Origin of the sequence: Paraburkholderia sp. GAS199, assembly GCF_050436585.1 — a bacterium.
GTDB lineage: Bacteria > Pseudomonadota > Gammaproteobacteria > Burkholderiales > Burkholderiaceae > Paraburkholderia.
This window is the reverse complement of the sequence record NZ_JBNDMM010000006.1, coordinates 335,092-358,774: the sequence shown is the minus strand read 5'-3', so window position 1 is coordinate 358,774 and position 23,683 is coordinate 335,092. Positions and strand designations below refer to the sequence as shown.

At 65.0% G+C, this 23,683-nt stretch carries 17 protein-coding genes; 12 read left to right on the top strand and 5 right to left on the bottom strand.

The features are described from left to right. Nucleotides 1-67 precede the first annotated feature (67 nt). The 7 genes from P3T18_RS23590 (at nt 68) to P3T18_RS23560 (ending at nt 6,766) form a co-directional block, all read left to right on the top strand. Nucleotides 68-217: a hypothetical protein gene (locus tag P3T18_RS23590; protein WP_429302373.1), complete on the top strand. Its 150-nt coding sequence runs from the start codon at nt 68-70 to the stop codon at nt 215-217. A 262-nt stretch (nt 218-479) separates the two neighbouring features. After that, complete coding sequence (locus P3T18_RS23585) at nt 480-1,547, top strand: ABC transporter substrate-binding protein (protein WP_429302372.1); 1,068 nt, start codon at nt 480-482, stop codon at nt 1,545-1,547. Nucleotides 1,548-1,584: 37 nt separating this feature from the next. Next, nucleotides 1,585-2,445 carry an ABC transporter permease gene (locus tag P3T18_RS23580; RefSeq protein ID WP_429302371.1) on the top strand — a complete coding sequence of 287 codons (861 nt, stop codon included), beginning with the start codon at nt 1,585-1,587 and terminating at the stop codon, nt 2,443-2,445. 47 nt (nt 2,446-2,492) lie between these two features. Then, nucleotides 2,493-3,368 carry an ABC transporter permease gene (locus tag P3T18_RS23575; RefSeq protein WP_429302370.1) on the top strand — a complete coding sequence of 292 codons (876 nt, stop codon included), beginning with the start codon at nt 2,493-2,495 and terminating at the stop codon, nt 3,366-3,368. An 86-nt stretch (nt 3,369-3,454) separates the two neighbouring features. Then, nucleotides 3,455-4,321, top strand: coding sequence for an ABC transporter ATP-binding protein (locus tag P3T18_RS23570; RefSeq protein WP_429302369.1), 867 nt, complete (start codon nt 3,455-3,457; stop codon nt 4,319-4,321). 46 nt (nt 4,322-4,367) lie between these two features. Further along, on the top strand, nt 4,368-5,756 hold the full coding sequence (locus P3T18_RS23565; RefSeq protein WP_429302368.1) for an LLM class flavin-dependent oxidoreductase: 1,389 nt from the start codon (nt 4,368-4,370) through the stop codon (nt 5,754-5,756). Between the two features lie 62 nt (nt 5,757-5,818). Next, nucleotides 5,819-6,766: a TauD/TfdA dioxygenase family protein gene (locus P3T18_RS23560; RefSeq protein ID WP_429302367.1), complete on the top strand. Its 948-nt coding sequence runs from the start codon at nt 5,819-5,821 to the stop codon at nt 6,764-6,766. 47 nt (nt 6,767-6,813) lie between these two features. Here the strand turns inward: P3T18_RS23560 and P3T18_RS23555 are convergent, their stop codons facing one another. Next, complete coding sequence (locus P3T18_RS23555) at nt 6,814-8,157, bottom strand: LLM class flavin-dependent oxidoreductase (protein ID WP_429302366.1); 1,344 nt, start codon at nt 8,155-8,157, stop codon at nt 6,814-6,816. Nucleotides 8,158-8,616: 459 nt separating this feature from the next. Here P3T18_RS23555 and P3T18_RS23550 point away from each other — a divergent pair, with 459 nt between their 5' ends. Together P3T18_RS23550 and P3T18_RS23545 are read left to right on the top strand one after the other, a co-directional pair. Further along, the gene (locus P3T18_RS23550) at nt 8,617-9,843 is read left to right on the top strand and encodes a hypothetical protein (protein WP_429302365.1); all 1,227 of its coding nucleotides are present in this window, start codon (nt 8,617-8,619) and stop codon (nt 9,841-9,843) included. A 17-nt stretch (nt 9,844-9,860) separates the two neighbouring features. Next, nucleotides 9,861-12,512 (top strand): ATP-binding response regulator, encoded by a 2,652-nt coding sequence (locus P3T18_RS23545; RefSeq protein WP_429302548.1) that lies wholly within the window; start codon nt 9,861-9,863, stop codon nt 12,510-12,512. Here the strand turns inward: P3T18_RS23545 and P3T18_RS23540 are convergent. Both P3T18_RS23540 and P3T18_RS23535 read right to left on the bottom strand, forming a co-directional pair. Beyond that, nucleotides 12,496-13,791: a hybrid sensor histidine kinase/response regulator gene (locus P3T18_RS23540; protein WP_429302364.1), complete on the bottom strand. Its 1,296-nt coding sequence runs from the start codon at nt 13,789-13,791 to the stop codon at nt 12,496-12,498. The two genes, P3T18_RS23545 and P3T18_RS23540, sit on opposite strands and share 17 nt — an antisense overlap. Before the next feature lie 328 nt (nt 13,792-14,119). After that, the gene (locus tag P3T18_RS23535; protein WP_429302363.1) at nt 14,120-14,359 is read right to left on the bottom strand and encodes a hypothetical protein; all 240 of its coding nucleotides are present in this window, start codon (nt 14,357-14,359) and stop codon (nt 14,120-14,122) included. Between the two features lie 480 nt (nt 14,360-14,839). Here P3T18_RS23535 and P3T18_RS23530 point away from each other — a divergent pair, with 480 nt between their 5' ends. Genes P3T18_RS23530 through P3T18_RS23520 form a run of 3 tightly spaced genes read left to right on the top strand, consistent with a single transcriptional unit; the run spans nt 14,840 to nt 21,869 of the window. Next, the gene (locus P3T18_RS23530; RefSeq protein WP_429302362.1) at nt 14,840-17,047 is read left to right on the top strand and encodes a cellulose biosynthesis cyclic di-GMP-binding regulatory protein BcsB; all 2,208 of its coding nucleotides are present in this window, start codon (nt 14,840-14,842) and stop codon (nt 17,045-17,047) included. Continuing rightward, on the top strand, nt 17,044-19,212 hold the full coding sequence (locus P3T18_RS23525) for a glycosyl transferase family protein (protein WP_429302361.1): 2,169 nt from the start codon (nt 17,044-17,046) through the stop codon (nt 19,210-19,212). The genes P3T18_RS23530 and P3T18_RS23525 overlap by 4 nt, the downstream gene beginning before the upstream one ends. Next, complete coding sequence (locus tag P3T18_RS23520; protein ID WP_429302360.1) at nt 19,209-21,869, top strand: NfrA family protein; 2,661 nt, start codon at nt 19,209-19,211, stop codon at nt 21,867-21,869. Before P3T18_RS23525 ends, P3T18_RS23520 begins: the two co-directional genes overlap by 4 nt. Nucleotides 21,870-21,958: 89 nt before the next feature. On the opposite strand, the gene P3T18_RS23515 is transcribed toward P3T18_RS23520, so the two are convergent. Both P3T18_RS23515 and P3T18_RS23510 read right to left on the bottom strand, forming a co-directional pair. After that, nucleotides 21,959-22,213 carry a hypothetical protein gene (locus tag P3T18_RS23515; RefSeq protein ID WP_429302359.1) on the bottom strand — a complete coding sequence of 85 codons (255 nt, stop codon included), beginning with the start codon at nt 22,211-22,213 and terminating at the stop codon, nt 21,959-21,961. 124 nt (nt 22,214-22,337) lie between these two features. Beyond that, nucleotides 22,338-23,675: a hypothetical protein gene (locus P3T18_RS23510; RefSeq protein WP_429302358.1), complete on the bottom strand. Its 1,338-nt coding sequence runs from the start codon at nt 23,673-23,675 to the stop codon at nt 22,338-22,340. Between the last annotated feature and the right edge of the window lie 8 nt (nt 23,676-23,683).

Here is a 23,683-nt window from a genome sequence, read left to right as displayed (position 1 = left end):
AGGGCCACGGTTGCACCTGCCTACACTGGTAGATGTCAACTGTCGTTCCGAAGACGAGGAGGTTTTCATGGACACCACCGTATTCGATATTCCCGCTGTCGTCATCGTACTGGGCGTGATCGGTTTTACAGTCGTCCGCGCATTTCTATCGTCGCGCGCCGACGATATCGACGTCTTCATGAAGCGCAGTCTGCCCGACGATCACCACGCCCATTAGCCACCACCAACACACAAGCCGCGTCATCGCGCCGGTTCGTCCAGGAAGTTAGACGCGCTCGCGCAGCGGCGGAAACCGCGGCGGTTCATTCAACGCAATCCTGACAGGAGGTTCGAACTACTGCATATTTTCTTATCAGCATTCATTGGTTGGATTCGGAGCAGCGTGAATCTAACGTGTGGTGCCATGCCCTGATGCACTGCGAAGCACTGCACGAACCGGCAAAACGCACTCCATTCCTTCCACTGACTGGTATCGCCGCATGCGCTATTTCCGTTTGCTGAAGTCTTTCGTTGCCATGGCAACGCTCTCGCTTGCCGCGGTTCACGCCTACGCCGACAAACCCGCCACGATCCGCATTGGCGTCGCACAGCAAGGCACCGGCGACCCACCCACCTTCGGCGGCTCGCCGGCCGCGACGGTGCAATTGCAGCAGTCGCTGGAAAAAGAATTCGCCGCCGACGGTATCAGGATCGAATGGCTGTTCTTCAAAGGCGCCGGGCCGGCCGTCAACGAAGCCATTGCCGACAAATCGCTCGACTTCGCGTTTCAGGGCGACCTGCCCTCCGTGCTGGCCCGCGCCAACGGCCTGAAAACACACCTCCTGCTCGCTTCCGGCGTGCGGACCGGCATCAAGGTCGCCGTGCCGACCGACTCCGACGTGCACTCGCTGAAAGACCTCAAAGGCCGCCGCGTCTCGATCTTTCGCGGCACCAATCTGCAACTGGTAGCGGATAACGCACTGGCCGCCAATCAACTCGACGAACGCGACCTGCGCGTCATCAATCTGGATACGGCCAGCTCGCTCGCCGCGCTGGCGTCGAAGGGCATCGACGCGTCGGTCAACGATTACCACGTGTACAAGCTCCGCGATCAGGGCCTCGCCAAAGTGGTCTACGAATCGCAGAACGACGGCCCGCAGTTCACGCGTCAATCGCATCTGCTGGTGGTCGACGATTTCGATCACGCGCATCCGGATATCGTGCAACGCGTGGTGAACGTATTCGTGCAAGGCGCGCAGTGGTCGTCCGACGAGGCGAACCGCGATGCGCTCTTCAAACTGTGGGCGAAAAGCGGCGTTCCCTATTCCTCGTGGCAAGCCGAATTCGCCAATCAGAGCCTGAAAGACCGCAACTCGCCGCTGATCGACCCGTTCATCGTCGGGCGATACAAGGCCGTGGCTGCCGACGCGCTGAAGCTCAAGCTCATCCGTCAGCCGGTTCAGGTGGACGGCTGGTTCGAGACGAAGTATCTCGACAACGCCCTGCGCACGCAAAAGCTCGACCACTACTGGACGCGCTACGACACCACCGGCAAACCGCTCGGCTGAAACAGACACCGCGACCCCGTCACCAGGAACTCGCACGATGAGCGAAACCGCACTCCACGCCGATAGCGAACGACTCGGCACGCCGGATCATTCCGCGCCACCTCAGCCGCTTTATCGCCATGCGCGGCTGCGTGCAGTGGCCTGGCGTCTTGCGCCGTGGCTGCTGCCCGCCGTCCTGCTCGCCTTGTGGGCGACGGGTTGCGAGCGTGGCTGGATCGCGCCGCAAATCCTGCCGCCGCCCGAACGGGTGGTCGATACCTTCATCGAACTGGCGCAGAGCGGCGACCTCGCGCGCAATACCTTCATCAGCCTGCAACGCGTGCTGCTCGGCTTTGCGGCTGGCACGTTGCTGGGCTTCGCACTCGGCGCTGCGCTCGGCCTGTCGCGCACGCTCGAAGCCTACGTATTGCCGAGTTTCAACGCCCTCGTGCAGATTCCCGTGCTCGGCTGGCTGCCGTTCCTGCTGCTGCTCGTCGGTGTGGGCGAGCCGCTCAAGTACATCCTGATCGCGCACGCCGCGCTCGTCCCCGTGACGTTGAGCACGCTGCAGGGATTTCGCCAGACACCCGCTGCGCTCGATGAAGTCGCGCGCGTTTTCGCCTATCGCGGCTGGCAACGCATCGTCTATCTGGTGTTGCCGGCCGCCGTGCCGACACTCGCGACCGGCGTGCGTCTCGCGTTCACCAAGGCATGGCTCGCGCTCGTCGTGGTTGAACTGGTGGCGTCGTCCGAAGGACTCGGCTATCTGATCGTCTACGGCCGCCAGCTATTCCAGCTCGATCTGGTGATGGCCTCGGTGGTGGTGGTCGGCGCCATCGGTTATGCGATGAACCGCTCGCTCGACGCGATCGAAGCGCGTCTGCGGCGCGGTCAACCGTCGGCATTCCGCGAGCAATAGCCGTCGTCCCGACGGTCACCCCGTGTCGCATCAAAGAGGTTTCCACGATGAGTCTCGCCATGTTCAAACGCTTTATCGACCGGCAGCCGCCAACCGGAACGTCGTGCGAATGCGCCGACGTGCCCTCGTCGTTCCAGCGCGCCGCGCGCCCGCGCCGCTCGCTGCTTGCGCGCCTGTCCCGCATCGACGCGCGGGGCGCCGTCCTGCCGCTGATCGCCGTCGCAATCTGGTGGGGCGTGTCGCAGGCGCATGTCGTCAAAAGCGGCTTACTGGTGAGCCCCGCGCAGGTACTCGACACCGCGCGGCAGCAGATCGCAAGCGGCGCGCTGCTGAAGGCGTTGTCGGCTTCGCTCGCGCGCGAGGCCAGCGGGTTCGTGATCGGCTCGCTCGGCGGTCTGCTGCTCGGCAGCGTGCTCGGCTTGTCGCGGCTCGCCACACGCATGATCGGACCGAGCTTCGACACGTTCAAGCAGATCTCGCTATTCGCGTGGATTCCGCTGATCTCCGTCTGGTTCGGTCTCGGCGACGCCGCGAAAGTGGTGTTTCTTTCGCTTGCGGCCTTGCTGCCGGTAGCGGCTCACACCTGCGACGGCATACACGCCGTGCCGCGCGCTTACATCGAAGTCGCGCGCGCCTTCCGCTATTCACGCTGGCAACTGATTCGCGCGGTGATTCTGCCCGCCGCCCTGCCTTCGATTTTCACCGGCATCTATCTCGCGCTGATCTATTCGTGGCTCGCCACGCTCGGCGCGGAATATCTGCTGGTGGCGGGCAGCGGCATCGGCAACACGCTGATCGACGGCAGTGAACAGTTCCGCATGGACCTCGTGCTGTTCGGCGTCATCGTGGTGGGGGTGACCGGCTGGGCGTTGAACGCATTGGCCCGCGCGGTCGAACGCGCGATCTTTGCCCGTCGTGCCTAGACCGCACCTGGACCGCGTCCAAGCCGTACTCGCATACGAATGTGCCACTGAATTTCCTTTGAATCTGCACGGATATCCATCGCGCCATGACCTCTTCCACGCTGTCCGAAAGCATCGACATTCTTCATGTGAGCAAGCGTTATACGCAGCAAGGCGGCGCACCGCTTGCCGTCCTCGACGACATCAATCTGCGCATACGTCCCGGCGAATTCGTCAGCGTGCTGGGGTCGAGCGGTTGCGGCAAATCCACCTTGCTACGGCTCATCGCGGGGCTCGATACCGACTACACCGGCGAGATCGTCGTGGCCGGCGAGAAAGTGCGCGACACATCGCTCGAACGCGGCATCGTGTTTCAGGACCACCGTCTGTTTCCGTGGCTCACGGCTTCGCAGAACATTCTCGCCGCCTTGCGCAACGCGCCGCTCTCGACGCATGAAAAACGCGATGCCGTGGCGCAGCACATCGCGCTGGTCGGACTGAACGGCTTCGAAAACGCGTATCCCCATCAACTATCGGGCGGCATGGCGCAGCGCGTAGCGATTGCGCGCGGCCTCGTGAACCGGCCACGCGTGCTGCTGCTCGACGAACCGTTCGGCGCACTCGACGCCCTGACGCGCGCGCGTCTGCAAAACGAATTGCAGCGTATCTGGGAACACGAGCGCATCACGATGATTCTCGTCACTCACGACGTGGACGAAGCGCTGTATCTCGGCGACCGCGTCGTCACCATGGCGCCGCGGCCGGGCCGCATCAAGCGCATCGTGGACGTGGCCCTGCCGCGTCCGCGCGACCGCAACGACCCGCGCTTCATCCAATTACGCGAGGAAGTGCTGGCCGATTTCGCGGAACAGCAGGCCTCGCATGAACCGCCGACCGACGACGACGTGCCGCGCGGCGGCTCACGGGTGCCGGCCGCGAATCCGCCGATTACCGAATGGCGGCTTGCGTGGTGAGCCACGGCAGGCCTTCCTCTCAGATCAACAGAACACGGAGCAGACAATGAGCGGCAACAAGCAATCGAACGGCGCGCCGAAGCGGCAGATCAGACTCGGCGCATTCCTCATGGAGACCGGCCATCACATCGCCGCATGGCGGCATCCCGATGCGCACGCGGGCGGCGGCCTCGACTTCTCGCATTACGCGGAGCTGGCGCAGATCGCCGAGCGCGCCAAATTCGACGCCGTGTTTTTCGCCGACAGCGTGAGCGTGCGCGATACGAATCTGCCCTCGCTGTCGCGCACCGCGCGCGCCGATCATTTCGAGCCGATCACGCTGCTGTCCGCGCTTTCCGTGGTCACGAAAAACATCGGCCTGATCGCGACGGTCTCGACCACCTTCAACGAGCCGTACAACCTCGCGCGCAAGTTCGCCTCGCTCGACCATCTGAGCGGCGGACGGTCCGGCTGGAACCTGGTCACGTCGAGCACGGAATCGGAAGCGCTGAATTTCAGCTTCGATCGTCATCCGGATCACGCCGTTCGCTATGAGCGCGCGCGCGAATTCTACGACGTCGTCGCGGGTCTCTGGGACAGCTGGGAAGACGACGCCTTTCTGCGCGACAAGGAAAGCGGCCTCTATTTCGACCCGGAAAAACTGCATGCCCTCAATTACGCCGGCAAGCACTTCAAGGTGCGCGGACCGCTCAACGTGGCGCGTTCACCGCAAGGCTGGCCGGTTGTCGTGCAGGCCGGCGCCTCCGAAGCGGGACGCGAACTCGCCGCGCAAACCGCCGAGGTCATTTTCGTCGCCCATCAGACGCTCGACGAAGCGAAAGCCTTTTATCGCGACGTCAAAGGGCGGCTCGCCAGATACGGCCGCGCGCCGGATCACCTGAAGATCATGCCGGGCATCTTTCCGATCATTGGACGCACGCAGGAAGAAGCCGATGAGAAGTTTGCGGCGTTGCAGGATCTGATTCATCCCACCGTGGGCTTGTCGCTGCTGTCGAACATGTCGGGCGGCGTGGACCTGTCGCAATACCCCGTGGACGGCCCGCTGCCCGAGTTGCCGGAAACCAACGGCGGCAAGAGCCGCCAGCGGCTGCTGTTCGATCTGGCGCGTCGCGAAAACCTCACGATTCGCGACCTGTATCTGCGCATTGCCGGCGCGCGCGGTCATCAGCAGGTGGTCGGCACGCCGCAAAGTATCGCGGACCAGTTGCAGCAATGGTTCGAGGAAGAAGGCGCGGACGGCTTCAACATCATGTCGCCGTGGCTGCCGGGCGGCCTGACGGAGTTCGCCGATCAGGTCGTGCCGGAATTGCAGCGGCGCGGCCTGTTCCGCACCGAATACGAAGGCAGCACGCTGCGCGACAACCTCGGATTGCCGAAGCCGGTGAATCGCCATACCGACGCGCGCAGGCAGACGGCCGCGGCGGCCGGCCGCTAGCATCGTCAAGGTTCAGAAAACAGCTACCTGTCCCCCACATTCATCTCACGACGGAGGCTCGCATGAGCGCAGCCGCATTGCAGGAAGTGCAGTCGATCCAGATCAAGCCGCTCTCCGCGCACATCGGCGCCGAGATTCACGGCGTGGATCTCACGCAAAAACTCGACACGCAGCAGGTCGCGCAGATTCGCGCCGCCCTGCTGAAATGGCGCGTGGTGTTTTTCCGCGAGCAGTTCCTCACGCACGAGCAGCATGTGGCCTTCGCTGCGCAATTCGGCGAACTGACGCTGGGTCATCCGGTATTCGGTCATGTCGACGGGCACCCTGAAATCTATTCGATCTCGAAGTACCGCAAAGCCACGCGTTTCGAAGGACAGGCGGTGTTGCGGCCATGGACCGGCTGGCACACCGACGTCACCGCCGCCGTCAATCCGCCGTGGGCATCGATCCTGCGCGGCGTGACGATTCCGCCGTATGGCGGCGATACGCAATGGACCGATCTCGTGACGGCTTACCAGAAACTCTCGGCGCCGCTGCGCGATTTCGTCGACGGGTTGCGTGGACTGCACCGCTTCACGCCGCCGGCCGGCGCGAGCGGCACCGAGGAATTTGCGAAGGCCGTCGAAAAACGCATCCTCGTGACCGAGCATCCGCTCGTCCGAGTGCATCCGGAAACGGGCGAACGCGCGTTGTATGTGAGCCCGAGTTTCCTGAAGTCCATCGTGGGCGTGACGCCGCGCGAGAGCCAGGTTCTGCTCGAATTGCTCTGGGAGCATGTCACGCGTGCGGAATTCACCGTGCGTTTCAAGTGGGAAGCCGGCAGCGTTGCCTTCTGGGACAACCGCGCAACCGCCCATCTCGCGCCCACCGATATCTTCGATCTGGAGTTCGACCGGCAGCTGTATCGCACCACGCTGGTCGGCGACGTGCCGGTCGGGACGGATGGCCGGCGGTCGGTGGCGATCGAAGGTTCGCCGGTGAGCGCCGCCGCGGCCGTCGCGCTGAACTGATCGACGCGCACGGCGGCTGAATCGCCGCCGTTGCGCACGCCGCAGCTTCAGGCGCGCAAGTACCGGTTTTGCGGACGCCGCAAGCCGAGGTTCTCGCGCAACGTGCGGCCTTCGTATTCTTCGCGAAAGAGCCCGCGCCGCCGCAACTCGGGCAGCACCAGTTCGACGAAATCGGTCAGACCGTCGGGCAGCACCGGCGGCATCACGTTGAAGCCGTCCGCGCCATAGTTGACGAAGCGCTCTTCGAGTTGATCGACGATCTGCGCGGGCGTGCCGACGAGTTGCCAGTGGCCGCGCGCGCCGGCCACACGCAGGTAAAGCTGGCGGATGGTCAGATTCTCGCGGCGGGCGAGTTCGATCGTCAGCGTCTGGCGGCTCCTGCTCGCATTCGTTTCCGGCAGTTCGGGAATCGGACCGTCGAGCGGATAGCTGGAAAGATCGAAGCCGCCGGTCAGCACCGACACCAGCGCGAGTCCCACGGTCGGATCGATCAGCGACTGCAACTCCTCGAACTTCTCGCGTGCCTCGCTTTCGCTGCGCCCGACAATCGGCAGCACGCCGGGCATGATCTTCAGATCGTCCGGGCGACGGCCGTATGCCTCCAGCCGCCCTTTCACGTCCGCGTAAAAATCGATCGCGTCCGGCAAGGTCTGCTGCGCCGTGAAAATCACTTCGGCCGTTTTCGCGGCCAGTTCGCGCCCCGCGTCGGACGAACCCGCCTGCACCACCACCGGATGCCCCTGCGGCGAACGCGCGACGTTCAGCGGCCCCTTCACCTGGAAGAAGCGTCCCTTGTGATCCAGCACGTGACGCTTGGCCGGGTCGAAGAAACGCCCTTCCTGCCGGTCGCGCACGAAGGCATCGTCTTCCCAGCTGTCCCACAGGCCTGCCGTGACCTCCGCGAATTCGGCCGCGCGCTCGTAGCGCTCGGCGTGCGCGAAATGCCGCTCGCGGTTGAAGTTTTTCGCTTCGTGTTCGCTCGACGACGTCACCAGATTCCAGCCCGCGCGGCCGCCGCTGATGTGATCGAGCGACGCGAATTTGCGGGCGATGTGATACGGCTCGTTGAAGCTCGTCGAGGCCGTGCCGACCAGACCGATGCGCTCCGTCACGGCGGCGAGCGCCGAGAGCAGCGTGATCGGCTCGAACTGCGCGACGTAGCTGTGCGCGGTGCGGCTCAGGAACTCGACGTCGTCGCCGCGCGTGCCGACGCCGTCGGCGAGAAACACGAGGTCGAATTTCGCGGCCTCGGCGGTCTGCGCGAGCCGCACGTAGTGGCCGAAGTTCACGCCGGCATCCACCTGCGCGCCGGGATGCCGCCAGGCCGCGATGTGGTGTCCGGAAGGATAGAGAAACGCGCCGAGGCGCAGGTGTCCGCTACGTCTGCTCATGGAAGTCCGCGAAGAGGAAGGGGTCCGGGGTGGCGCGCGCCACTGCTGCCGCCGCCATGCCGGGACCGACGGGCGGCGCACCGTGCAGGCAGCCGCGCGGCCGCTCACGTGATTCTCAGTGCACACCGCGCGCGCCGCCACGAACAAATCCACGAAACCATATTCGTGAGCGCGCTAACGAAAGCCCGTTGAAAAGCCGGCCTGGCAAGCCGGCCGTATCCCGTTGCGATCACATCGAACCGGGGCGGAGCGACTATCGGGTTTATGCAAATCGCATGAAACCGGATTGCCTGCTTCACGACGCTTTAGCGCGAAAGCCGTTTGATTCTCACGTCCATGCGAACGAACACACGGACAATTCTTTATGGATTTCTCTAGAGTTGAAGGGTTGTCGGTCAATTCCGACGGACAACATCGCATTGACTTCTCTCAATGCGGATTCAACCCAAGGGAAAACCAATGAGAACATCCGTTCACCAGGTAGCGTTGACCGACTCCATGGAGGCGCTCAGCCCTATCCTGCACGCCAATAGTGCTCCGCTCGCGCTCAAGCACACCATTCAACCAGAAGAAATACGGGACAACCTGCCCGCCGGTCAGGGCGGTATCGGGTTTTTATTTCACGCGACCGATTGGGAAACGCTTTCCTTTTCTTTCCACAATGTAAAACACCGGAATAGCGCTTTCGAAGAAGAGCTATGGAATACCAGTCCGTTTATTGCCTCGCCGATCTATCAGGGCTCGCAAATGATCGGCGCGAATATCGCATGTCCGGTGCCGCTCGAAATGTGGCTCGGCAGTCCGCGCGGCATCAAGCGTTTTCGCGAGACGCAATTCTTTCCTGCGCTGGAACTGGCTCGCCAGGCCGGCCTGAACATGGTGGCGATGGGCGCCTCCACGCCGTATGCGTGCAACTACGGCGCGCTGGCCCGTCCCACCAAACCGCCCCACATCACCACGGGACATGCCGCTACCGGCGCCATGCTCAAGGACTGGGCGATGCACTGCTGCAACGAGCTCGACCTCGAATTCGGCAAGACCCGCCTCGCCCTGTTCGGCGCGGCCGGACGGCTCGGCACGACGGTCGCCAAATACCTGCTCTACAAGGACGCGCCGAAAGAGCTGATCCTGATCGACCTGCCCGACAAGCTGAACCTGCTGCGCGACCAGGCGCAGGAGCTGCTGGCCGCCGACCCGCGCGGCCGCACCCGCGTCTCGGTCCACACGTTCAGCCCCGACACGCCCCTGCCGGCCTTCGACGGCGCCATTCTCGCGAGCAGCACCAGCGTGCCGTATCTCACCGCCGCCGACCTCAAACGGGCCCAGTTCTGGATCGACGACTCGCATCCACGGGCGGCGAGCGTCGAGGCGGAACTCGCGTCCCGCGGCCATACGCTATATATTGAGTGTTTCGCGCGTGGCCCGGCCGGATTGAACACCATGTTCCCGTTCAGACTGCCCAGCACACGCGATTGCTACACCTGTTTCGCCGAAGGTTATGCAGCCTGGCAAGAAGGCATCGCTTCCGATTTCATCATCGGCAGCCCGCCTGTGTGGTCGGTGTCTTATACCCACGGCTTGCTGAAAAAATACGGGTTTTCGGTTGGGCCGTTCCACGGGAAAAACGGCCAGGCGATTACGCTCGATGCCCAACATCGCGACAAACATGAACTGATGGGGTCGTGAACATCATTGGAGGCCTGATGGTGATGCCGCGGGAAAGCATGCGGGATTTGCTGGAAAGAAGCCGGTTTGCAATTCGATGGGGCGGCGCACTGGGCCTCCTGTGCCACCCCATCTATTACATCGTCTGGACCTACGTCCTGCCCCAGCCGTACGACAACCTGGCGCTGCGCCTGAGCGCGGCTGCCGTGTGCATTCCGTTGATCTTTCAGGCGCGCTGGCCCAAGCGGCTGAACAACGCCTTGCTGATCTACTGGCATTGCTGCCTGATCTACGTGCTGCCCTTCGTCTGCACGTTCCTCGCCATCCGCAACGGTTTCTCCACCATGTGGATGATGACCGAAGTCATGATGCTCTTCATCATGGCCTTGTGTATCGACAACCCGATTTTGCTGATGGGCTGCATCGGCGCCGGCATCTTTTCCGGCTCGCTCGCGGCCATATTCAGCTCGCCCGCGCCCATCGTGCTCACGGCCGCCAACCAGTCCGACCTGGCCGTGCTGCCGGTGGTCGTGCTGTGCAGCATGGCGTTCAGCCATGCGATCAGCAAAGGCCGTATCTTCGTCGAGAAAAACCGGGCGCTGAAGGCACTGGCAGGCTCGATCGCCCACGAGATGCGCAACCCGCTCAGCCAGTTGCGTCACGTGCTGGACCGTGTGGAAGAAGTGCTGCCGGCGGCGTCCGAGTCGAGCCGCGCGCCGGTGCTGTCGCATGAACGCGCCGCGTCGCTGTACCGTCATCTCGCGCACGGGCAACTGTCGATCGAACGCGGCCTGCGGATCATCGCCATGACGCTCGACGAAGTGAGCGCGAAGCCCATCCGCTCCGATCACCTCGCCTATCTGAGCGCCGCGGCGACCACCCGCAAGGCGCTCGACGAATACGGTTTTGCCGACCAGGTGGAGCGCGGCCGCGTGCGGCTCGTGGTGATCGAAGACTTCACCTTCAAGGTCGACGAAACCGTCTATCTGTTCACGCTGTTCAACCTCATCAAGAACGCGTTGCATCACATCGCCACGCAGGCGTCGGCCACGCTCACGCTCACCGTGGAGCGCCAGACCGTGATCGTGCACGACACCGGCCCCGGCATCGCCCCGGAGATTCTGCCGCACCTGTTCGAGCCGTTCCGCACCGCCGGCAACTCGGCCGGCACCGGACTCGGGCTGGCCTATTGCCAGCGCGCCATGCGCGCCTTCGGCGGCAGCATCGCCTGCCGCTCGGAACTCGGCAAGTTCACCCAGTTCACGCTGCAGTTCCCGCTCGTCTCGGAAAGCGAAGTAGCGGAACACGAACAGAAAATCTTCGACCACGCCAGGCCGTTTTTCAGCGGCAAGCATATTCTGATCGTCGACGACGAACCGACCCAGCGCGCCCGCACCGCACGCGCGCTCTCGAAGGTCGGCGCGCAGGTGCGCGAGGCGGAGAACGGCGAGCAGGCGCTCGTCATGCTGCGCCAGCCGCTGCCCTGCGATCTCGTGCTGATGGACATCAACATGCCGGTGAAAGACGGCTATACCGCCGCCGAGAAGATCCGCGCCGACCATCGGAGTCCGAACTGGAACGTGCTGATCGCCGCCTACACGGCGGAACCGGGCAACGTGACCCGCGTGCTCGCGCGGCGCGCCGGCATGGACGACATGATCAGCAAGTCGTCCACGGTGGTCGAACTCATCACCTCGCTGCAGACGCTGTTCGAGAACGGCAACCGTCATCAGCGCAGCCAGCGCTTCGACGGCTTTGCCGGCAAGACGATCCTGGTGGCCGACGACGACACCTATAGTCGGCTCGTCACCAAGGGCTATCTGGAGCGCTACGGCGCGAGCGTGATCGAAGCCGAGCATGGCCGCGCGGTGCTGACGCGCTTGAACGCCGAAAGCGGCATCGACGCCATCGTGATGGACCTGAACATGCCGGGCATGGGCGGCGTGGAAACCACCGCGCTGATCCGTGTGCGCAGCGACGCCTATGCCAGGGTGCCGATCGTCGCCCTGACGAGTCAGTCCGACATGGACGCGGTGCAAAGCTGTCTTGCCGCGGGCATGAACGAGGTCATGGTCAAGCCGGTGCAGGTGGGATCGCTGTACGCCTCGCTCGCGCGGCAATTCGCGCAGCAGCGCACCACCAGCACACGCGGCGCGAGCGCGGCACCGGGCCTGGCGGCCATGGCGGCAGGATCGGGCGCCACGGGCGCACGCGAGCGCGACCGGGACCCGAGCCTGAACGCGGCGGCCAACGCCGAGTCGCCGGTCGCGCAACCGGTGCCGCTCGCCCGGCTCGCGGCGGCCGCGGAAACGCCCTTACTCGACGAGAGGCATCTGGAAGAACTGGTCTCGCTCGACCTGCTCGATCAGACTTTCCTCAACGGTATCGCGCAGATTCGTGCGACGCTCGTGCAACTCGCGGCGAGCGAAGCGGCACAGGATCTCGACGCCGTGCACAGCGCCTTGCATCTGTTGCTCGGCGTGAGCGGCAATATCGGCGCGAAGGCCTTGCATCAGTATGCGCGGCAGATTTATCCGCGTGTCGTGGAAGGCGCATGGCCGTCCGAGTCCGACTGGCTGCAACGCATCGGCTCGCTGGGCGAGCGTTCGGCGGACGCCTTGCAGAATTACTTTTCGGCAGCCAAACCGGGCCGCACGAAAGTCCCAGCGCCGATTACAGCGACGCGCTGAGCGACGGATAAACGGGCGGCACCGGGCCGCCGATGTTCGCACTGACGTTGGCATTAGCGTTGGCGCCAAGCTTGTCGCCGAGGTTATCGATACCGACGACCCTGGCGGTGCGCTTGCCGCTCCCATTTTCGCTTTCTTCCACGTTGCTCGCGGCGATTGCGCGGGCGTGGCCGTGGAAATTCGGAAAGCCCATCACGACGGTGGTCCCCTCACCGACCGTCGATTCAATTCGCATCGAACCGCCGAACGATTGCATGATCCGGTTGCAGAAGATCATGCCCATGCCATGACCGCCCGACCCGGCGTGCGTGGTGACGGGATCGAGCAGCAGACGCGCCTTGATGTCCGGCGCGATGCCGGGGCCGTTATCGCGCACACGGATTTGCGGTTCCGGCTCGGCCACCACTTCGATGCGCAACGAAGGCGCCGCCATGCCGGCGAGCGCGCGCAACGCATTGGACAATAACGAAGACAACACCAGCGCCACGCAATTCGGCATGGCGTGCACGACGAAGTCGCGTTGCACGTCGAGCCCGATCCAGTCCCGTTGCGGCCCGGCGAACGGATAGGTGTCGAGCAGCGTGGCGATCAGGCGCGTGGCCCGCACTTCGCGGCTGCCGGGCGCCGACGCCGACTGCTGCGCGCCGCTCTTGTGCACCGTGGCCCAGAACGACGAGATGAGCGTGAGGCAATACTGCGCGTTGTTGAGCATGGACGACGCCGCGCGGCCGATGTCCCGTTGACGCTCGGGATCGTATTGCTGGCTGACGTCGGTTTCCACCGAGCGCGCGAACAGCGAAATGGCGGCGAGCGGCGTGTTCAGTTCATGCGCCAGGAACGCGAGCGTTTCGTCCATGGCGAGCAGCCGCTGCTGACGCGTTTCCCGTTCGGTATAGCGCGCGATGGCCAGTTGCAGCACCTCGCGCACGGTGTCCGTCCGCAGCGGCTTTTCGAGTATGCGGAAGATGTCGCCGGTGTTGACCGTTTGAAGCAGCATGTCTTTGTCTGCGTAGGCGGTCACGAGTATGCGCACGATCTGCGGATAGGCTTGCGCGACTTCGCGCAGCAGATCGTCGCCGTCGCGCTCCGGCATGCGGAAATCGGTGACGAGCACGGCGATCTCGCTACCGTGCGACGCCAGCGTGGCCATGGCGTGATCGGCGCCGTGCGCGACGTACACGCGGTAGTCGGCGCCGATCGCACGCTCAAAATGGTTGCGCGACATTTCGTCGTCGTCGACGAAGAGAATGGAAAACGGTGCTTGCAAGGTATCACTCATCGCAGTCCCGGACAGGTGCACAGCGTATTAAGCGCATTGGCAAAGAGGGAAATTATCTTACCATCGGGCTTGAATCGAGTTATGCATTGCCGACCGGTGGGCTTCTGCTTATGCGTTTTGTACTCTCCGCCGCGCAAGACGTCGATTTCGCATTTTCTCCGCAATGCACGGGGCATTTTCCCGGCGCGTGGCGCGGCGCTTTTCTAGTCGTTCTTCGCAATAAACATCGCGCCATTATTCACGCCCTCGGATCCGCGCCGGGATGCTGAAGACACGCCCGAGATAATCGCGCGGCAACTCCGGCCGTTTCGCGCTCCGACCGCCCTTCTCAATAACCGCCACTCGCGTGCTTTTCCGCCATTTCACCTGACTCGCTTTTCCGAGTCGGATTGCGCGACAAAATCGGCGAGTTAGGTCGCCCTTCCCATTTTTTATCAATAATCTTCAAATAAGAAATTGCTACCGAATCCCGCGAATAAAAGCAGAAAAAACGCGCCACGTTTTTTCTATTCAGCTTACTGATTTCGGGTAATAAATTCCCGCTAAACCGCCACCATTGCCATGCCATAAGCATATTTTGCCTGACACTTTTTTTTACATTTTTCCAGACAATTAAGCAATATCGCCTTGCTTAGAATCCTATGCATCGCAAATCAAAACCAACCAGAAAAATGAATCAAAAAAGCGTTTCGTTATTCGATGCAAGGACCGGGTTCAATAGAATAGCGCCGCCAATGAAAGCGTTTGAAGCGCGCGACCGGGGTAAGCCAACTGGCCAGCAGACGGGCCGTCCGCGCTCGCCTGGCGGCAGTCCACACGGCAGACCGTGACATGACGTTCGAGTAACGCATGGGCGTCGCCGTTCAAGCCGGCCGTTTTAGCCGGCCGTTTTAGCCGGATTAACGCGAAGTTTCTCTTCGTCGATCGCATGCGAGCCGGCGCACTCCCATCAGTTCCGTAACGGCCGGCCGACGTAGATGCCTATGCACGCATGGGCGGCAGCTACGGCAGGTACGTTTTCCAGCGCCACTTTCGAGACTTACCGCCAATGAGCAAACTTCTCCGGCTGCGCGTGCCGCGCACTTCCGTCGCCCTCGTTTGCGCGCTCGCCGCGCTCGTCGGCCAGATGCCCGCCGCGGCGCACGCCGCCGACTTCGCGAGCGGCTTCGCGCAGCTGAATCAGGGCGTGGTGGAAACGCGCACTGTCTCGCTCAAGGAACTCGGCCTCCTGACGAGCGTGACGCTGACCGCGCCCGACACCCGCCGCGAATTCTTCCTGCCGGTACCGGCGGACGTGCCGATCAGCGACGCCACCTTGCAATTTGACGGCGCCTACGTGCGCGGCGACGGCGGCCGCACGACGATGCTGCTTTCGCTCGACGGTGCGCCCGTGGTGTCGCGCTCGTTCACGCAACCGAACGGCGGCGCCTCGATCAATATCGGCGTGGACGGCGCGCCGCGTTCGGCCGGTTACGTGCGCCTCGGGCTCGGCTTCGCCTCGGTCATCAACGACAACGTTTGCACCGACCAGACCGCGATCGGCAACGTGCTGCGGGTCGATCCGTCGACGCGGCTCTCGTACCGTTTCAATCCCGCCGACGTCAACGATCTGCGCACCGCGTGGAGCGCGCTGCCCTATGCGCCGCTGCTGGCGATCGCCGGGCCGCGCCTGAATGCGGCGTCGCTCGATACCGCCTGGCGCACCGACGCGCTATTGCAACGCGACGGCAAGCGTCCCGTGATGCAGACACTGCCGGCTGTCGGCGACACGGTGGACCTGAGCGGACTCGACGTGCCGGCCGCCTTGCGCGGCCTGCCCGCCTTCGACGCGCTCGCGGCCGGCGGCCGTCAAGCGCTGGCCAATCCCGCCGAACTCGGCGCGTTGATCGCGCTTGCGCCGCGCACGGCGTTCGGCCCGGATGTCGTGATTGCCGACCCGACGCTGCGCGCGTCGGTGGATACCGCCATCGACGCCTTGCGCGCCCAACTGGCCACGACGTCTTCTTCGTCGGCGCCCGCGCTCGCCGCTTTCGATACATGGCGCGCTCGCGCCGTCGCGCCGCTGGCCGCGCCGCTCGCCCGCGGCGAAGTGCGCGTGGCCCATCTGGGCGGCCGCGCCGTGCTGGTGATCGCCGACAACGAAGGCGCCGCGGTGCTCGCACGCGGCTGGCGTCCGATCGACGTGTCGAGCCGCGTGGTGGTGCACCAGATCGATCCGGGCGCGCGCACGCATGGCGACATGATCGCGCTGTCCGATCTCGGCGGCGATCCGCGCAGTGTGGACGTGCACGACACCGCCTCGTGGGAAGCCAGCTTCGACATGGCCGCCGCCTCGGGCAACGGTCAACTGCCCCAGGAAGTCGTGCTCGATCTGGCCGCCTCGCCGACGCTCTCCAACGGCGGCGCCACCGCCACCGTCTATTTCAACGACGTGATGATCGGTGCCAAGCTGCTCGACGTGGACGGCCGCCGTCAGCGCCTCGAACTGCCGATCCCGCGTTATGCGCTGGCCCGCACCAACAATCTGCGCGTGACCTTCCGCCGTCAGCCTGACGCCGGTTGCCAGGCGCGTCAGTCGTATCCGGTGTCGGTGTTGCCGAGCAGCTATCTGAAGCTCGCCGAAGGGACGCCCGACAACGACTTCGTGGGCATGGCCGCGCGTTACGCGTCGTCCGCCACGGTGATCGTGCCGCAAGCCTATCTCGACGACGCCGTGCATAGCGTGCCGCGTCTGGCCACGCTCACGGGCGCCGCCGGCATCGCCCCGCTGCCCGCGAAATTCACGGTGGCCGCCAACGGCACGAGCCCGCGTCCGGACGGCCCGTTCCTCGCGGCGGATATCGGCGTGGCCGACGAGAAGAACCACGTGGAGTTTTCGCGCGACCATCTGCAACTCACCTCGGCGGCCGGCGACAAACTGATCGACGTATCGGGCCTGAGCAAGCTCGCGGTGCTGAGCGTCGCGACCTCGGGCAAGGAAAGCGGCATCGTCTACCGCTCGACCGGCGACGCGCCCGTCCTCACCGACAAGCTGCAACTCGCACGCGGCGATATCGCGGTGGTCGATTCGACCGGCGTGCTCAAGCACTTCGACACCGTGCATCCCGACGACCTGAGCGCGACCGGCGTATCGAGCACGCAATGGGTCACGCGGCATTGGGTGCGCTGGGGCATTCCGCTCGTGCTGCTGCTCCTGCTCGTCGTGCTGATCCTGTTCGCGAAGCGCGCGCGCCGCAAGAACCGGAACCAGCCGTGATTCTCGCCACGCTGAAGTACTACGCCAGTGTGCTGCTCGCGCAGTACTACCAGACGCTGGAGCACGTCGCGACCATCGTCGCGGCGATCATCCTGCTGTCGAGCCTCGACGATCTGTTCATCGATCTCTGGTACTGGATCCGCGAGACCGTGCGTCACTACACGGTCGAGCGGCAGCACCGGCCGCTGACCATCGCGCAACTCGACGCGCGCGAAGAGCAGCCGATCGCGATCATGGTACCGGCCTGGCAGGAGTACGACGTGATCGCCGCGATGCTCGAAGATATGGTGCGCGTACTCGACTATCGCGCCTACACGGTGTTCGTGGGCACGTATCAGAACGACGCGGCCACCATCGCCGAAGTGGAACGCATGCGGCACCGCTACAAGCATCTGCACCGGGTCGAAGTGCCGCACGACGGTCCCACCTGCAAGGCCGATTGTCTGAACTGGATCGTGCAGGCCATCCTGCGCTACGAGTTCGAAGCCGGTATCGAATTCGCCGGCGTGGTGATGCACGACAGCGAGGACGTGCTGCATCCCGTGGAACTGAAGTTTTTCAACTATCTGCTGCCGCGCAAGGACATGATCCAGTTGCCGGTGGCGTCGCTCGAACGCGACTGGTACGAACTGGTGGCCGGCACCTATATGGACGAATTCGCCGAGTGGCACGCGAAGGATCTGGTGGTGCGCGAAAGCCTGGCGGGCTCGGTGCCGTCCGCGGGCGTGGGCACCTGTTTCTCGCGTCGCGCAATGCTCGCGCTGGTGGAAGAAACGCAGAGCCAGCCGTTCAATACCGAAAGCCTCACCGAAGACTACGACGTCGGCGCGCGCATCGGGCGCCTCGGCATGCAATCGATTTTCCCGCGTTTTCCGGTGCAGTTCGCGACGCGCCGCCGCGCGTGGTTCGGCCTCGGCCCCGAACGCGAGATCGTCGTGACCATGCCCTTGTGCGTGCGCGAATTTTTCCCCGACACCTTGCGCACCGCGTACCGTCAGCGCGCCCGCTGGACGCTCGGCATCGGCTTGCAAGGCTGGAAGCAGACCGGCTGGACCGGCTCGCTCGCCAACCGCTATCTGTTGCTGCGCGACCGCAAGGGCGTGGTCACCGCGTTCATCGGCATGCTGGCGTATCTGCTGGTGGTGCAGTTTCTGCTGTTCGCGCTCGCTTCGTTTCTCGGCCTCACGCCCGATCTGTTCCCTTCGCCTTTCATCGACTCGACGTGGACGCAGTTTCTGCTCGCGGCGAATTTCGTGTCGCTCGCGCTGCGCGTGATCCAGCGCGTGATCTTCACGACCCGGCTGTACGGCTGGGAGCATGGCGTGCTGGCGATACCGCGCATGGTGATCGGCAACTTCATCAATTTTCTTGCGGTGTTTCGCGCGTGGCGGCTTTTTATCGTGCACGTGGTGACGGGCAAACGACTCGCGTGGGACAAGACGATGCACGATTTTCCCAGCGCCGACGGGCTGCGCAATACGCGTCAGAATCTCGGCGAACTGCTGCTATCCTGGCAGGCCATCGACGAGCGCAAGCTCGAAATCGCGCTGCGCGACGAGCATGCGCGCGAGGCGCCGCTCGGCCGTGTGCTGATGGCGCGCGGCTGGCTCGACGAAGAAACGCTGGCCGAGGCGATCGCGTTCCAGAGCGATCTGCCGCGCGGACGCTTCGACGCGGCGCGTCTCGAACGCGCGCTGCCCGGCCTGCCCGTGGATGTGCTGGTGCGCGCCCGCGCGCTGCCGCAAGGCGACGACGAGCACGGTCACGCGCTGTTCGTGGCCGCGAGCCTGCCGTCCGACGAAACGCTCGCGCAATTGCACGATGCCACCGGACGAACCGTGTCCGTGCATATCGTGCGCGAGAGCGAAGTGACCGCGGGTTTGCGTCTGCTGCGCGATGAGCAAACGCCGGCCTTCACGCCGCCGGGCGCCGATGCGCCCGCCGATGCGCTGATGCGCGGCGTGCCGCTGCTCGGCGATCTGCTGATCGAACTCGGACTCGTCACGCGCGCGCGTTTCGAAGCGGCGCTCACCGATTACCGGCCCGATCGCGACGGCCGGATCGGCGACTACATGGTGGCGCGTCACGTCATTTCGCGCGAGTCGCTGAACCGCGCGATGCAGGAGCAGCAGCGTCTGCGCAACGAACAGGCGGAACGCTCATGAGGCGTCGCCCGATCGATACGCTTGAGTTGGGGCAGCCGCGATTGCAGTCGCCTTCGCTTTCACTTTCACTTTCACTTTCACCTTCACCTCTACCGCTTGCACGGGCCGTCCGGCTCGCCCGTGCGCGCACGGCCACGTGGACGTTCGCCGCGCTGTGCGCGCTCGCCGGTCCGCACACCGCTCCGCTCGCGTATGCCGACGACGACTTGCCGCTGCCGCTCGCCGGTGCCTCGTACCGCGTCGCGCAGGAAGCGTACGCCGCTTACGCCGCGCATCGTTACGGCGAAAGCGCGCGGATTGCCCGCGAGGCGATCCGCCAGCGGCCCGACGTGGTCGAGTTGCGCGTTCTGCTCGCCAATGCGCTGGCCGCGAGTGGTCAGCGCGAAGCCGCGCGACGCGAACTGAGCGACGCGATCGCCGCGCTCGGTCCCGAACGCGCGCTGGTGGAACGGCGCCGGCAGATCGATGCGCTGATCGCGAGCGGCGACGACGGCACCATGGGCGAGCCCGATACGCCCGCCTTCAGGACCGCGCGCCGCGCCTATCAGGCCTATCAGCAGAAGGATTACGACGCGGCGATTGCGGAGGCGAACGAAGCGATCCGTCTCGCGCCCGACGCCGAGCGCCTGCGCTTGCTGCTGATCGACGCGCTGATCGCCACGAACCGCGACGCCGACGCCTACCAGCAGGCGCTCGACGCGGAAAAGCGTTTCGGCGACAGCGAAGCGCTCGATACGCGTCGCCATTACGTCGGCGCACGGCTCGCGCAAGGCTTCTCGCGCGACGCCGCGGCCGCGCGCGAACGCGGCGATACGGCTGCCGCGCTGCAACTCGCGAACGAGGCGGTGGACTACGCGCCGGACCGGATGAACTTCCGTCTGCAACTCATCGATCTGCAGTTCGAGCAGCACGATCTGGCGGGCGTCGAAAAATCCGCGTCCGGCGGGCTCGCGCAAGACCCGCGCAACGTGATGGCGTGGACCTTGCGCGGCTACGCGCGAGCCGCGCAGCACGAACCTGGCGCCGACGACGATTTCGCCGCGGCGCTCGCCATCGACGACGCACCGCCGCGCGACGCCCGCGTGGCGCGCGCGATCATCGCCGACGTGTGGATCGCCGAGGGCCGTCCGCAGGCGGCGCTCGATATGCTCACGCCGCTTGCCGACCGGCACGGCGGCAAGTCGGGCCAGCCGGATAGCAGTGGCAATGCAAGCAGCAACACCAATGCCAATGCCAATGCCAATGCCAATGCCCAGGACGATACGGATGCGATGCTCGCACTGCGGCGCTATCGCGCACAGCGTGCCATCGCGGCGCTTGCACATGGCAAGGGGGCTTCGGCTTCGGCTTCTTCAGCGTCGTCCACGTCACTCGACACCGCCGCCCGTCCCGTGTTCGACTGCCGCGCCGACCAGTACGGCGCCGCCTGCGACGTCTACGCGGGCGACCCCGGTTTCGCAGCCGCCCGCGAGGCGCGGCTGGCGGCGAGCCGCGGCGATCACAAGGCCGCCGCGGACTACGCACGCCAGGCAGCCGATGCCGCGCCCGACGATCCGCAGCACCGCGCCGAGCTGATCGACGCGCTGGTCGCCGACAACGACACCCGCGCCGCCGCGCAAGCCGCCCGCGACACCATCGACGCCGGCCTGCTCGACGGCATGAGCGACGCGCAGGCGGGCTTTATCGCCGAACGCGCGGGCGACAGCACGCTGGCCCTGCACTACTTCGAACAGGCGGATGCCCACGGCACGCTGCCGCCCAGCGCGCTCGCCGATATGGGCTATGCGTCGCTGCGGGCGCACCGCAACCGCGAGGGCGCGACTTACCTGGAACGCGCCATCGACGCCGGCACCCAGGCCGAACCGGGACGCGACGCCGCCGCGACGCCGCAGGCGCTGGCCGACGAACGCGCCGCGCACGCCGAAGCCACCCGCAACTGGGGTTTCACGGCGTCGATGAATTATCGGAACGGCGGCGGACCGGCGGGCTTTGCGTCCAATCCGGTGCCGGGTGTCACCAACAACTGGCAGGCCGGCACCGAAGCCTACTGGCGGCCGTTCGGCAGTCTGGGCGAGCGTACCTTCGAGCTGTACGCGCGCGGCTATGAAAATTTCGGTGTCAAGGGCGACGAGCCGTCCGGCGCGCAAACCTTGCAGGCGGCGCTGGGCGCGCGCGTCAAGCCGTTCGCCTCGGTGAACGCGATTTTTGCCTTCGAGAAGATTCTGCCGATCGGGTCGAGCGTGCGTTCGGACTGGCTCGCCCGCGCCGCGTGGTCCGATGGCTTCGGCACCGCGCTGCGCACCGACCGTCCGAGCTGGTGGACCGGCGTGGCCTACGGCGAGCTGGGGCATTACCTCACCCACCCGTCGACCTACGCGACCTTCAACGCGCGGCTCGGCCGCACTTACCGGCTCGACTCGATCAGTCCCACGTTGACGGTGTTTCCGCACCTCGTGGTCGGCGCGGATTACGACTCGACGATCGACCGCAGCATCCCCACGGGCATCGGCGCCGGTATCGCGACGCGCTACTGGTTCCGCGGCGGCCCGTACGACGCGCCGCGTTCGTTCGTGGATCTGTCGGTGCAGTACCGGCTGCGGATCGCGGGCGACGAGCGCGCCAAGGGGGTGTTCTTCGGCGCGGTGTTCGCGTGGTAACCCGCGTGGCAACTCACCTGGTGACGCAGGGCTAAGGACGATAAAAGAAAACAGACGACGAAGGCGCGCCGCGGCGCCGACGTCACGCCTTATTCGGCGATCGACAGGCCCGACTGCCGGCGCTCCGCCGACGGATGCTCCACCGCCTTGGCGGGCGGCTCGACGCGCGGGCTGGAGCCACGGATAAAGAGAATCGCACAGAAGGCGACCATGGCCCAGAGGGCAATAATGACGGTCAAAGCGCTCATTTCAGTCTTCGGAAGATCACTGCGATGGATTCCGCCGGCCTGCCGGCCGGTCTCGGGCTGTCGTAGCCTGCCCTGGACGGTGAAGCGGAAGCTCATCGGTCATGGCGCATCTGGCACGATTGAAGTGTGCGCCTGTGCTTGCCGCTTCAATTGGTGGAAAAGAGGCCAGTTTCGAAGCCAAATCCCAATGTGCATAACCTGTCGGACGTCTTCGGCGTCGCTAATACTCGTTGAGGGGCGGCAGTGCCGGCTTCGTCCGACGCCGTGTCCTCGCTCGTGCGTCGGCTTGCCGCAATGCGCCGGCGGCTTCGTCCCACGGAAGTTCCGGCGCGGCCGCACCGGCATAGTGCGCGTCGACGGCCGACACGAGCAGCGCGACCTCGGGCGCCGCCGCAGCCAGTGCGTCGAGGCGCGCCGGACGCCCGAACTCGCCGCTGCGATCCATCCAGCGATACAGCGCGGGAATGGTGGCGCGCCATTCGCCCTTGCGGCCAATTGTGCGCAGCGTGCGCCAGGCGACGGCGTCGCTGTCGCGGTACTGCGCGCGCGCGGCGTGCATGCGCTGGCGTAGGCGGCGCACGAACGCCGCGATCCGCGCGCGCCCCCAGACCAGCAGCGCAATGCCGAGCACGAGCGCGGTGCCGGCCATCACCTGCCGTCCATGGATCACGATGATCCTGTGCGGAAAGCCCTGACTGACAGCGTCGGTGGGCAGGTCGAACAGCGGTTTTTCGCGTACCGCCGACGCCGAGAACTTCACACCAGGCAGCACGATGCGCTCGCGCTTTCGCGTCTTCGTATTCCACCACTCGATGGTCACCGGCGGCAGTTCGAAACGGCCGTCGTGCGCGGCGACATAGGTCACGCTATCGGTCCGCTCGCCCGCGACCAGACCGACGCGGTCCTGCACGACATTGCGGGTCGTCGGCGCTTGCGCGTAGCGTCTGAGCCCCGCCACTTCGGCTGGCACGAGCGGCGGAATCAGCATCGACTCGGTGCCCGCCGCGCGCTGCGTGATGGTGCGCGTGACCGGCTCGCCGACCTTCAGATGCGTCGTCGATGGCGCGATGGTCTGCGTCGCCGTCAGCTTCGAGGTAGCGAAAAACGTGCTCATGCCTTCGGCGCCGGGCGGCAGCGTCGACACGAACCTGAGCGCGGGCGTCATGACTTGCACGGGCTTGCCGGCGCCGCCCGGATACACGGTGATCGCGAACGGCGCGATGACATAAGCCTTGCCCGCTTGCGGCGCGATCCGATAGGCGCGGCTCACTCCGAACCAGCGTACTCCGTCGATGTCTTCGGAGAGGTTTTCCGCCTGTTCGTCCGGCAAGCTGACGATGGCATCGGGCACCATGAACAGCGGCCAGTTCGGCGCTTCCGTGAACCACGTGGTAGTTAGTAGATCGACCACGAGTTTCACCTCGCTGCCCGCCATGACCGGACCCGCAGGGTCGAGATGCGCGCGCACCAGAAGTCGCGGCGCGTCGTCGGAGAACGCGGGCGCGGGACATACCGCGCAAAGCGAGAGCGCGACGAGCCACGCGGCATTGATTTGCATGACTCGGT

Coding starts and splice junctions, on each gene's coding strand:
- P3T18_RS23590 (WP_429302373.1), top strand. CDS start 68: ATGGACACCACCGTATTCGATATTCCCGCTGTCGTCATCGTACTGGGC.
- P3T18_RS23585 (WP_429302372.1), top strand. CDS start 480: ATGCGCTATTTCCGTTTGCTGAAGTCTTTCGTTGCCATGGCAACGCTC.
- P3T18_RS23580 (WP_429302371.1), top strand. CDS start 1,585: ATGAGCGAAACCGCACTCCACGCCGATAGCGAACGACTCGGCACGCCG.
- P3T18_RS23575 (WP_429302370.1), top strand. CDS start 2,493: ATGAGTCTCGCCATGTTCAAACGCTTTATCGACCGGCAGCCGCCAACC.
- P3T18_RS23570 (WP_429302369.1), top strand. CDS start 3,455: ATGACCTCTTCCACGCTGTCCGAAAGCATCGACATTCTTCATGTGAGC.
- P3T18_RS23565 (WP_429302368.1), top strand. CDS start 4,368: ATGAGCGGCAACAAGCAATCGAACGGCGCGCCGAAGCGGCAGATCAGA.
- P3T18_RS23560 (WP_429302367.1), top strand. CDS start 5,819: ATGAGCGCAGCCGCATTGCAGGAAGTGCAGTCGATCCAGATCAAGCCG.
- P3T18_RS23555 (WP_429302366.1), bottom strand. CDS start 8,157: ATGAGCAGACGTAGCGGACACCTGCGCCTCGGCGCGTTTCTCTATCCT.
- P3T18_RS23550 (WP_429302365.1), top strand. CDS start 8,617: ATGAGAACATCCGTTCACCAGGTAGCGTTGACCGACTCCATGGAGGCG.
- P3T18_RS23545 (WP_429302548.1), top strand. CDS start 9,861: ATGGTGATGCCGCGGGAAAGCATGCGGGATTTGCTGGAAAGAAGCCGG.
- P3T18_RS23540 (WP_429302364.1), bottom strand. CDS start 13,791: ATGAGTGATACCTTGCAAGCACCGTTTTCCATTCTCTTCGTCGACGAC.
- P3T18_RS23535 (WP_429302363.1), bottom strand. CDS start 14,359: ATGGCATGGCAATGGTGGCGGTTTAGCGGGAATTTATTACCCGAAATC.
- P3T18_RS23530 (WP_429302362.1), top strand. CDS start 14,840: ATGAGCAAACTTCTCCGGCTGCGCGTGCCGCGCACTTCCGTCGCCCTC.
- P3T18_RS23520 (WP_429302360.1), top strand. CDS start 19,209: ATGAGGCGTCGCCCGATCGATACGCTTGAGTTGGGGCAGCCGCGATTG.
- P3T18_RS23515 (WP_429302359.1), bottom strand. CDS start 22,213: ATGAGCTTCCGCTTCACCGTCCAGGGCAGGCTACGACAGCCCGAGACC.
- P3T18_RS23510 (WP_429302358.1), bottom strand. CDS start 23,675: ATGCAAATCAATGCCGCGTGGCTCGTCGCGCTCTCGCTTTGCGCGGTA.